The sequence below is a fragment of the Vulcanococcus sp. genome (assembly GCF_044369115.1).
Classification (GTDB): Bacteria; Cyanobacteriota; Cyanobacteriia; order PCC-6307; family Cyanobiaceae; genus Vulcanococcus.
Genome location: NZ_JBIPMN010000247.1, coordinates 1 through 2726 on the forward strand (window position 1 = coordinate 1; position 2726 = coordinate 2726).

The 2726-nt window shown below is 63.4% G+C and carries 2 protein-coding genes; both read left to right on the forward strand.

Features of this window, described 5'->3' with window-relative positions; genetic code table 11:
* Nucleotides 1-789, forward strand: a 789-nt coding sequence (locus ACIQ2E_RS13970; RefSeq protein ID WP_398331817.1) for a hypothetical protein, incomplete at its 5' end; no start/stop codon positions are given.
* Nucleotides 789-2726 (forward strand): phospholipase D-like domain-containing protein (locus ACIQ2E_RS13975; protein WP_398331820.1); only part of this gene is annotated, 1938 nt, incomplete at its 3' end. The genes ACIQ2E_RS13970 and ACIQ2E_RS13975, both read left to right, overlap by 1 nt.

Sequence of the window (2726 nt, forward strand, 5' to 3'; positions counted from 1 at the left end):
GATGAAGTGCGGGCCCAGATTGCTTCAATGCAATTGCTTGACCAGGCTGGAGAGCCAAACTTTAATGACTCCGACTATCAGCTGGCTGCATATGCAGCAGCCCTGAAGATCCTCACTCAGTATTCGACTCTCGACGGCAAGAGCGTTTCGGATGAGGTATTTTCAGTCCGCGGCAAAAATCAAAAGAGCGATTTCGAGAAAGTCATCGAGCGTGCCATCACCATCGCATGTGATACTTTAATACCGAAAGGCCTAAGCGACTCCTGGCGTGACCTCAACCTGATCGAGCGCTACTACCTCCGCGCCGTTGACATCGAATCCCGTGGAGAGCGCCGCAAGGGCATGTACGAAGAACTCGCACGAGGCTTCGGCGTCACCGACATCAAGCCTCTGCTCAAGAGCGACAAGGCCAACGGCACCCGCGTGCATACCCCTTCCGGGTTTGGCACCAGCCTGCTGGCCCCCATCGACGGTGCGGTGGCGACAACCGCAGCCCTGCCCCGCCGAGGCCGCGCCAGCAGCAGTGGACCGCACCCATTTGCCGCAACCCCCCTGCGCCACCTGCTGTTCGCTATTTGCGAGACCGCTGCAGCCGACAACGATCCCAACCAAGGGCGCCAGTATCTTCGCGACACCTTTGGACAGACCTATTGGGGCCGCCGCGAAGGGATGGTGCGCCTGCTGGATTGGCTCGCCGCCCTCAGCAACTCAGAGGACACCGCTGATTGGGCCAGAGACTCAGAAGCGGCTCGCATCCTTGCCGGCCGCCTGAGGAACGATGACGCCTGATGCTCAAGCACCACTCCAGTCGTCGTAGCCGGCTCGATCAAGGCGTTCTCAACGAGCGCCTGCAGGGGGCGGTGAGCTACGACCGCATCGCCGGGTACTTCCGCTCCAGCCTGCTGGAGGTGGCCGGTGAGGCGATCACTGGGGTAAGCGGCAAGGTGCGGGTCATCTGCAACTCCGACCTGGATCCTGATGACCTGGCCACCGCCACCGCCGCCCAGGCAGCGCTGCGCCGCAGTTGGTGCGCCGGCCAACCCGAGCTGGCGCCTCCCAATGCCCTGCCCCGCTACAAGGCGCTCTACAACGCCCTACTCAGCGACAAAATCGAGATCCGCGTGTTGCCCGACACGGCCTTCGGGTTGATCCACGGCAAGGCCGGCGTGATCCGTTATGCCAACGGCAGCAGCACTGCCTTTCTGGGCAGCGTGAACGAGAGCGCCAGCGCCTGGAAGCTCAACTACGAGCTGCTCTGGGAAAGCGATGAGCCAGACACCATCGCCTGGGTGCAGGAGGAGTTCGATGCCCTCTGGAACGATCACCGAGCCCGTGATCTGGCCGACTGCCCGTTCATCCAGAACGACGTGCAGCGGATCATCCACCGCCAGGTGGTGGAACCCGAGGCGCTGCAGAAGGTTGATGTGATGGAAGCCGCCGCCGCCGCTGCGGTGGAAACCCCGATCTACCGGCGGGAGCAGGGGCTCTGGCCCCATCAGAAGTACTTCGCCAGCCTGGCGCTGGAACGCCATCGTCTCGGCGGCGCTCGGCTGGTGCTGGCCGATCAGGTGGGCCTGGGCAAGACCATCCAGCTGGCCATGGCTGCTCTGCTGATGGGCTTGGAAGACCCGGAGGGTGGCCCGATCCTGGTGCTGGCGCCAAAGCCCCTGCTGCAGCAATGGCGCGATGAGCTGATGGAGCTCTTGCAGCTGCCATCAGCCTATTGGAACGGCCGCAGCTGGGTGGATGAAAACGATGTGGAGCACCCCTCAGAAGGGGTGACGTCGCTTGGCAAATGCCCGCGCCGCATCGGCCTGGTGTCGCAGGGCCTGATCGTGCGCGGGATGCCGCAGGCGATCCGCCAGCTGCTGAACCAGCGTTACACCTGCGTGATCGTCGACGAGGCCCACCGGGCGCGGCGCCGCAACCGACCCAAGATGGACGCCGGCCAACCAGAGGTGGACGAGAAGGCAGAGCCCAACAAGCTGATGAGCTTCCTCTGCCAGATCGGCGACAAGACCAAGAGCATGCTGCTGGCCACCGCCACCCCGGTGCAGTTGCATCCGGTGGAGGCATGGGACCTGCTCTCGATCCTCTCCAACGGCAACGAGGGCGTTCTGGGCGGCATCACCAAGACCAGCCGCTGGTTCAGCGCCTTTCGCACCATCCAGGTCGCCACCGGCGAGCAAACCGTGCCAGCCGATAACGACGTGGAAGGTTGGGAGTTCGTGCGCGACCCCCTGCCGGCATCCACAGAAGACCCCGCCATCGAAAAGATCCGGCGGCAACTGCGGGCGCCAGAGAAGAAGTGGCAGTTCACCCCTGAAACGCTCGACCGTTTGCCCAATGCCATTCGCCGCGTGCAGCTGAAGAACAAGCTGCTTCCCGAGTACGGCGAGCGATTCAACCCAATGCTGCGCTGCATCGTGCGCCGCACCCGCAGCTACCTGGAGCAGGACATCAACCCGGCCACCGGCAGCTACTACCTCCCCAAGGTAGAGGTGAAGCTCTTCGGGGAAGACGACAACGACGCCATCAACCTTGGCGGTTACCTCAAGGAGGCATACGAGGAAGCCGAAAAGTTCAGTGAGCTGCTCCAGAAGCGGATGCGCGGGGCTGGGTTCTTCAAGACCCTGCTGCTGCGCCGCCTGGGCAGCTCGATGGAGGCCGGCCGCAACACCGTGGGCAAGCTGCTGAACGTCTCACCTGACACCGGCGACGACGAA